This is a genomic window from Streptomyces sp. NPDC005402, from assembly GCF_040606575.1.
Classification (GTDB): domain Bacteria; phylum Actinomycetota; class Actinomycetes; order Streptomycetales; family Streptomycetaceae; genus Streptomyces.
The window spans coordinates 25914-33655 of the sequence record NZ_JBEXFB010000048.1 but is presented as its reverse complement, the minus strand read 5'-3'; the positions used below and the strand labels follow the sequence as shown (position 1 = coordinate 33655).

Annotated in this window: 5 protein-coding genes and 3 pseudogenes; 2 read left to right on the top strand and 6 right to left on the bottom strand. The window is 68.2% G+C overall.

What is annotated here, in order from left to right; all coding sequences use genetic code 11:
* Nucleotides 1-84: 84 nt before the first annotated feature.
* Both ABZT02_RS44295 and ABZT02_RS44290 read right to left on the bottom strand, forming a co-directional pair.
* Nucleotides 85-387: a hypothetical protein gene (locus tag ABZT02_RS44295; RefSeq protein ID WP_356028773.1), complete on the bottom strand. Its 303-nt coding sequence runs from the start codon at nt 385-387 to the stop codon at nt 85-87.
* Nucleotides 388-565: 178 nt separating this feature from the next.
* Nucleotides 566-803: pseudogene (locus ABZT02_RS44290) on the bottom strand (IS110 family transposase); the annotation flags it as partial.
* Nucleotides 804-1615: 812 nt separating this feature from the next.
* On the opposite strand from ABZT02_RS44290, the gene ABZT02_RS44285 reads away from it, so the two are divergent.
* Nucleotides 1616-2212: an SLATT domain-containing protein gene (locus ABZT02_RS44285; protein WP_356028771.1), complete on the top strand. Its 597-nt coding sequence runs from the start codon at nt 1616-1618 to the stop codon at nt 2210-2212.
* Nucleotides 2209-3528, top strand: a complete 1320-nt coding sequence (locus ABZT02_RS44280) for a nucleotidyltransferase (RefSeq protein ID WP_356028768.1) — start codon at nt 2209-2211, stop codon at nt 3526-3528. The genes ABZT02_RS44285 and ABZT02_RS44280 overlap by 4 nt, the downstream gene beginning before the upstream one ends.
* A 191-nt stretch (nt 3529-3719) precedes the next feature.
* On the opposite strand, the pseudogene ABZT02_RS44275 reads toward ABZT02_RS44280, so the two are convergent.
* The 4 genes and pseudogenes from ABZT02_RS44275 to ABZT02_RS44260 form a co-directional block, all read right to left on the bottom strand.
* A pseudogene (locus tag ABZT02_RS44275) lies at nt 3720-4430 on the bottom strand (transposase); the annotation flags it as partial.
* A gap of 160 nt (nt 4431-4590) precedes the next feature.
* Nucleotides 4591-6006, bottom strand: a complete 1416-nt coding sequence (locus tag ABZT02_RS44270) for an IS701 family transposase (protein WP_356028766.1) — start codon at nt 6004-6006, stop codon at nt 4591-4593.
* 97 nt (nt 6007-6103) lie between these two features.
* Nucleotides 6104-6274 (bottom strand): annotated as a pseudogene (locus ABZT02_RS44265) (transposase); the annotation flags it as partial.
* A 138-nt stretch (nt 6275-6412) separates the two neighbouring features.
* Nucleotides 6413-7693, bottom strand: coding sequence for an IS701 family transposase (locus ABZT02_RS44260; protein ID WP_355756359.1), 1281 nt, complete (start codon nt 7691-7693; stop codon nt 6413-6415).
* Nucleotides 7694-7742: the final 49 nt, after the last annotated feature.

Here is a 7742-nt window from a genome sequence, read left to right as displayed (position 1 = left end):
CCCGTGCGGGCCCCCCCCCCCCCCCGCCCCCGCCCCCCCTCGATGTCGCTTGCCCGGTGAACCGGCAGTTTTGGAGTGCTGCGTTCAGAGGGCGGTCTCGGCGCGGCCGCCCCAGGGCACCTTTGTCCGCCAGAGCCGGTGGAAGCGGCCGCGTGCGCAGCTGCGGGAGCGTTGGGTCCGCCTACTGATGATCTTCACGGAGTAGCCGCTCTCGAGGTACGGACTGTTGGGGGCCGTGCACCGGGCGACGAGATGGGTTGTCTGGCCGGGGGTCATGTCGGCCGTCGGGGCAGAGTGCCATGTGCGGCACCACATGCACTTGACGCACAGGTGGGGGCCGTCGGGGTGAGGGTCGAGGATTCCGGTGATGAGGGGCGCGGGGGCCATGTGGGTCTCCTTGTCGAAGGGGCCGGGCCGTGGGGCCCCGGTCTCCCGCACGCTCGGCAGTGAGCGAGGGGGAGACCGGGCAGTTGGTCAAGCCGTCTCGGGGCGCGGGCGCCACCGACGCCGGAGGGACGCTGCCGGCACCGGGGGTGCGAGCACGGGGGGGCCTCTATGTCTTTCGTCAAGGGAGGCGTGGGGTTCTGGGTTCGTAGAAGGTGCCGTCGCGGAGCATCGCGAACAGGACGCTGATGCGGTGGCGGGCGAGGCGGAGGAGGGCCTGGGTGTGGGTCTTGCCCCGGGCTCGGCATCGGTCGTAGTAGGTGCGGGAGGCGGGAGGTGGGAGGCGGGAGGGCGGCGAACGCGGAGAGGAACATCGCGCGTTTGAGCTGCCGGTTGCCGCCTCTGGGGGCGTGTTCGCCGACGCCTACGGATACGAGAGCGACCGCCCGCAGTTCCAAGCTGTCGTGGCGCAGCGGGCCAGAACCAACGCGGACGTCATCCGCCGCATTGCCGCCGGCGGCGACCCGGTCTACACGGCCCTGGAGCCGGTTGCCGCCGACCTCGATCAGGCGGCCCGCGAAGTCGACCTGCTTCCTTCTGACTGCCCCCGGACAGCGGCCATGACAACCCCCCTGTCTCACCGGGACGTCCGCACTGGTACCACGGACCCCGACCGCCACAGCGGATACCGGGCGCATCGAACCTCTGGCCGGTTCCCCGGTTCCCCGGTTCCCCGGATCTCTGCCACGGCCGCGATATGGCGCTGCTCACAGCGATTCGATCCACTCGCCGGGCTCTTCCAGCACATGGCGCCGGCCGCCGGCGACTCGCGGGCCGTACCGTCGCACGACGCAGGGGGCTCCGGGATGGTCGCCGCCTGCGGCATCGCGACCGCACACGCGGCACAGGCGTCGGCGAGGTGCCGGCTCCGGCCCCGGTCTGCCCGGATCAGCACCAGTCGTTCCGAGCCTCGCTCTCGCCCGGGTCTGGAGCCAGGAGCTTCGAGGGGCCGCCGCGGAGAAGGAGGGCGAGCGGCTCCTCGGCATCGTGTCCACCGCTCTCCGCTACCTGCGCGAAGCAGGAGAGTTCCGCAGGGAGGGCCGGATCGAGCGCGGCTTGAACGGGACGTAGCTCGAGTCGGTCGGAGTGTCAGTGGTCGCCGCCATACTCAGAAGACGTGCACCTGGCTTTCAGGCGCATGTCCAGGAGTCCTCGACCGAGTAGGAACGAGTTGACAGACGAGAGCTCAGCGGTGCCCGACCGCGACCCGTACCTTCTGGCGCAGATACGAGAGGCCTTCGGGCGCGTGGTCTACAGCCACAAGACCCATGAGAAGCAGGCGGACATCTGCTTCACCAAGCACCGATGGCAGCAGGGCGTCCTCATTGCTCTCACCGCGATCGGCTCGGGCACCTTCCTTGCCGCGGTGGTCGGCCTGCTCGGCAACGCAGTGCTGACGAGCCTCGCGACCTCTTCTATCGCGCTCCTGGTCAGCTGGATGAGCCTTGGGACGAAGACCTTCAAGTTCGAGGAGGAGTCCGAGGCCCACCGTGGCATCGCCTCTCGGCTGTGGGACGTCCGGGAGTCCTACATCTCCCTCATCGCCGACCTGATGTCCGGCACCGTCTCCAACGCGGAGGGTCGAGAGCGACGGCACGAGCTGCAGCAGGCCGCGCGCGACGCGTACGCCGACGCGCCCAGGACGAGCAACAGGGCGTTCGCGCGCGCCCAGGGCGGGCTGCAGAACAACGAGGAGATGACGTTCACCTCGCACGAGATCGACCTCTTCCTCCCCGACGCGCTCCGGCTCGGCGAAGGCGAGGCATGACGATGCAGACCTCAGAGATCTTCGAAACACTGCTCAAGAACCTCAAGGTCGGGGAGACGGCCACGACGGTCGCCTCGCGCCGGGACGAGATCACGAAAGCGCTCAACAAGGACTTCCGCGACAAGGACGGCTGCACCGACTACAAGCTGATGGTCGGATCGTTCGGCCGGCACACCGCGATCAAGGGCGTGTCCGACCTCGACATGATCTTCATCCTCCCGCCCGGGATCCGGTCGAGCTACGACGGGGACACCGGCCCGCGGAGGATTCTCGAGAGGGTCCGCGACGACCTCAAGGCGCGGTACAAGAACACGGAGATCCGTGTCGACCAGTGCGTCGTCCGAGTGCGGTTCACGTCCAACGCGTTCAAGTTCGAGGTCCAGCCGGCATTCGAGAACGCCGACGGCAGCTTCGACTACCCGGACACGAAGGCTGAGGGCTGGAAGGTCACCAAACCGCGCGAGGAGATCGCCGCGACCAAGGAGTGCAACGACCGCACCTCGACGAACATGCGCCACCTCGCCCGGATGACAAGGGCATGGAAGAACGCGACCGGCGTAAACATGGGCGGCCTGCTCATCGACGCCCTCATCTACAACTTCTTCGACCAGACCGACGACTACGACGCAGCGGGCACAGGCTCGTTCGACCTCATGGCCCGCGACTTCTTCGAATTCCTCAAAGATCAGCCAGAGCAGGAGTACTACCTGGCGCTGGGCAGCCGGCAGCGGGTCCACGTCAAGGCGCAGTTCCAGCCGAAGGCGAAGAAGGCGTACAACCGATGCCTCGAGGCGATCACGGACGAAGACAAGACGTCCGCCAACAAGAAGTGGCGCGAGGTCTTCGGCACGTCGGTGCCGCTGGCGAAGAGCGCGAGCGAGTCGTCCCGGTCGTTCAGGGACACCGAGGAGTTTATCGAGGACGAGTTCCCGGTCGACGTCTCCGAGACTGTGTCCATCGACTGCGAGGTCACGCAGGCCGGATGGCGTCCGACCTGGCTCCGCGCGATGCGTCGCGGCGGGATCCTGCTCAAGGCCGACAAGAGCTTGAGGTTCGTGGTCACCCACTGCTCGGTCGGGGAGCCCTACACGCTGAAGTGGAAGGTGCTCAATCGTGGTCCGGAAGCCGAGCGGCGGGACATGATCCGTGGCCAGATCGTCGACTCGAGCAAGCGGGGAGTCCGCATTGAGCACTCGGACTTCAAGGGTGAGCACGTCGTCGAGTGCTACGTCGTCAAGGACGGGGTCGTCGTCGCTCGGGACCGGATCGACGTGCCGATCGGCAACACGAGCGTCAAGACGGCGAACGTCTCGTAGGGGACCGATCCTCGGAGCGCGATGAGGCCCCGACGAATCTGCCGGGGTCTCGTCGCGTCAGGTGTCCGCCCGTAGGGTTGCAGCATGAGCAGTTCTAGCCTCGCCGTTTCGGTTGGGCTGATGAGACGTAGTTGATCGTCAGCTGTCGGGTGGGCGAGTCGTTTTCGCTGCTTTGGCATGGTGAAGGCTTTCGCGGATCCGGCGCCGTCGGTGCGGATGAGGATGTCGGTTCCGTGCCGGTGGGCGTCGGGAATCTGCGCGAGGGCCTGGTCGAGCACCATGATGTGGTCGGTGGCGGTGTTGGCGCCGGCGTTGCCGGGCCGCAGCCGGCCGGACAGTGCCTCGCCGGTGTTGGCCAGGAAGCACAGCAGCGGGTGGAACCCGAAGCCGCCCTTGTAGGTGGGTGCGGCCTGCGCTCTCTCGGAGTGGCAGGTGACCAGTGTGGCATCAAGGTCCAGGACCAGACCGGGCAACATGCGTCCCGCGGCCCGGGCTGCGGGGATGCCCTCACCGTGCTCGGCGGCCTGCAGCCAGGCGACTTCCCGGGCCTGGGCGCGGGCCGCCCGCAGCGAAGCCAGTGCCCTCTCGTCGGTGTCGGCGAGCAGCCGCCAGGCTGTCGGTGTCGAGGCGATCGGGCCGAACACCTCTGCCTGGTCACGCAGGACGGCCAGGTCCGCGATGGCCTCACCGCCGTCGGCGAGCATCACCGCCAGGTCGGTGGCGATCCGGCCCGGGTCATGTCCGGTTCCGCGCGGCCGAAGTGGCCTGAGCGCGGCGGAGTACGCGGCGCTCAGCCCGGTGGCATCGGCGAGATCCGCCAGCAGTCGTGCCCCGGCATGACCGACCACCCCCGAGCCATCCGCGCTGACATGGATCTTGGGACGCAACCCGATAACCTGCACGTAGAAAGTGCCCTCCGCCTGGACCGACAGAACCCCTCAGCAAGGTTCATCGTCCCAGGTCAGGAAGGCACTTTCGCGTTTCCGCCTCAACAGCCGTCGTACTCAAGTGAAACGGCGAGGCTAGCGGTGGTTTGTTGACGGCGGATCGGAGCGGTAGAGGTCAAGAGGTCTGCCGGTGGCGACGGCGTCGAGCAGTGCCTGGAGTTCGCTGGGCGGAGGCTGGGCTCTCCAGGCCCGCCAGCAACGTTGCAGCATGTTCCAGGGCACCAGCCAGCCACGGACGGCCCGGATCGCCCGGGGCCAGCAGGGCAGTTGGGGCGGATGATGTTCTGTACCGCCCCCTCGCTGCCGCTTTTGACGGCGTGTCAGGCTCGGGCGTCGGGTCGACCGACGGTGGTGGCGGTGGGGTGAACCAGGTGTTCCAGCAGAAGCTGAACGCGCAGTCGACCAGGGTCTGGTGGCGGCGGATGGCGGTGTCGGAGCGGACCTGGAAGTCGGCCCAGCCGAGTTCGTCTTTGACCTGTTTGTAACTCTGCTCGACCCAGTGCCGCAGCCCATAGATCCGCACGATCTCAGCGAGGTCGGCGGGCAGGTAGGGCGAGTCGGCAACGCGTGGGGAGCCGGGTCGGGGCAGATCGGTGGCCAGGTACCAGGTCGCCTTCGCCGGCAGGGTGGCCGGGTCGGTGGTGGCCACGACCAGGCGGACGTTACCGTCCGGGCCCCACCAGCCGAGTCGGACTTCAGCGGCCCACCAGGTGGCAGCGTGTCCGTCGCGGAAGGTGCGCTCGATGCGTGTCCAGTCCCCGGGATGGTCGGCGTCGGTCCAGGTCAGAGTGTGGGCGGCGTCGACGGGGGTGTACGCGTCGGTGCCGTAGGACCAGGTGCCGTGCCGGGGTTTGAGGGCCATGACGAACGCCAGGCCAGCTGCGTGCAGGCCGGCACGGAAGCTGTCGTGGTCGCCGTAGGCGCAGTCGGCGGCCACCGCCCTGAAGACGATCCCGGCCGCCTTGGCCTGGGCAGCCAGGGCCACCGCGATCTGCAGCTTGGACTGGAAGCCCGGGTCCTTCTTCCCCTGCGGGAAGTGGTGGGCCGGGGTATAGGGGCGGGCGTGCACCGGGTAGTAGATGCGCTCGTCCGCCCAGCAGGTGGTCGCGGTAACGACGCCCCGGTCGACCTTCCCGACCGAGCCCAGGTACTGCTTGCCCACATGAGCAGTAGCACTGCCGGACTTGCGGTCACCCGAGTCGTCGATGACCAGCACCCCGCCCGGGTGTGGCCCGGTCGCCGGGTCGGCTACCAGCAGCTCCAGACGGCGCCCGTTGACCCGGTGGTTGTCCCAGGTCGACTCCGAGAGGAAGAACTGCAGCCGCTGCACCGCCGCATGCTGGGCGCCGACCACCGGCTCGGTGCCGACGAGGCAGGTCAGTGTCTTGTTCCGGTCCCGCGGAAGCAGCAGCCCGGACAGATACTCGCGAAAGCCACGCCGCTGCGCCAGCGTCTCGAAGAGATCATCGAATCGGGCGGCGTAGGCTTCCAACGGACCGGGAGCAGGCGGGCATGGCAGCCGCTTCGTCATCTGGGACTCCACGAAGGCGAGTTGGAAACTCTCACCTCCGATCTACTACCGCTCCGATCCGCCGTCAACAAACCACCGCTAGCTACAGCGTGGCCCACGGACCGTAGCGCTCGGGTACATCCCGCCAGGCCACCCCGGTGCGGAACTTCCACACGATCCCGTTGAGCACCGTGCGGTCGTCCAACCGTCTCCTGCCACGCAACGACTCGGGCAGCAGCGGCCGGACGAACTCCCACTCCGCATCAGACAGTTCATGACGACGTATCACCCGACCATAATCCACCACGCAAGATCATTTGAAGACACCGCCTAGTAGGACTCCGTTAGGTCTGTCCCGATCTTGGCCTTGAGCGTGACCCGCTGGGCAGGGGTTGATGGCAGGTTGCGCAGACGCCGGTCCAGCACCTCAGGACGTTCTGGAGGGTGTCGAGGACCTGGTAGAGACTGAGACCGGTCCGGGCACTTTTGGGGCCAGGCGCTGTTCGGTGAGGAAGGCGTGGGCGGCGGTCACGAGGGTGACGTGGTGGTGCCAGCCCGGCCAGGAACGCCCCTCGAAGTGGTCCAGGCCCAGGCCGTGCTTGAGCTCGCGGTAGTCGTGCTCGATGCGCCAGCGGACCTTGGCCAGACGGACCAGGTCGGCGATCGGGGTGTCGGCCGGCAGGTTGGACAGCCAGTAGTCGGTCGGCGCCTCGGCGCCGGCGGGCCATTCGGCCAGCAGCCAGCAGTCGGGCAGGATGCCGTCCCACCAGCCCTGCCCGGCTGAGGCGGCGGCCCGGATCGGCCGTTCGACGGCCTTGCCCGCGGGGCGGACGCGTATGGCGGCGAAGCGGGAGCGTAACTCCCCCCGCGAGCCATTTCGCCAGGTCAGGGGCGTGAATGCCTCTTGCCCGAGGCCGGTGGCCAGGGCAGCCACTGAGGGTGCGGCTTGGCGGTAGCGAGGCTGAGGCCAGCAGCCGATCGGCCGGTTGCGGTCCGGGGCCACGGGCCGGACGTCGAAGGGGTGGGCTGTCACATCCGCCCGGACAGCCAAGACGTAGGCGAGTTGACGGTCGGACAGTGCGGCCCGCAGGTGAGCGTTGGTGCCGTAGGCCGCGTCGGCCACCACGACCGGCGGCCTCATGCCCCAGCCTGCGAGCGTGTCGAGCATGTCCAGGGCAAGGCGCCACTTCTCGCGGTGCGTGACGTCCGCCGGGATGCGGGCGAGGCCCCGGCGAACCGTGTCCGACGCCCACTCCCTGGGCAGGAACAGCCGCCATTGCAGCGGGCAGGACGCGGTATCAGTCGCGGCGTGGACGCTGACCGCGACCTGGCAGTTTGCCCTCTTGCCCAAGGCCCCGCAGTACTGCGGGGCCACCCCGGCCGACATCCGGCCGTCCTTGGGCACGGACACGTCGTCGATCACCCAGGCCGTCGGGGTGATGAGCGACAGCATCCGCTCGCAGATCCGCCGCTGCACCGGCACCGGATCCCAGGTGGACTGGTTCACGAACTGCTGCAGGTTCTGTTCATTGCCGTCCGGCAGCCGCGAGGCCATCGCCTGGATCGACTTGCGGCGACCGTCCAGCATCAGTCCCCGCAGGTAACAGTCACCCTTGGCTCGCTGGTCCTTCCGCGGCACCGAGGCGAACACGTCAGCCATGAATAACGCCAACTTCGCCCGGACCCGGTTCACTTCATGTGCGTCCACACACCCACCCTGCTCCTGAACAGGCCCGGCAGAAAGACCTAACGGAGTC

Bases quoted from the DNA above. Each gene is read 5' to 3' on its own strand.
- ABZT02_RS44295 (WP_356028773.1), bottom strand. From the start codon at position 387: ATGGCCCCCGCGCCCCTCATCACCGGAATCCTCGACCCTCACCCCGAC.
- ABZT02_RS44280 (WP_356028768.1), top strand. From the start codon at position 2,209: ATGACGATGCAGACCTCAGAGATCTTCGAAACACTGCTCAAGAACCTC.
- ABZT02_RS44270 (WP_356028766.1), bottom strand. From the start codon at position 6,006: ATGACGAAGCGGCTGCCATGCCCGCCTGCTCCCGGTCCGTTGGAAGCC.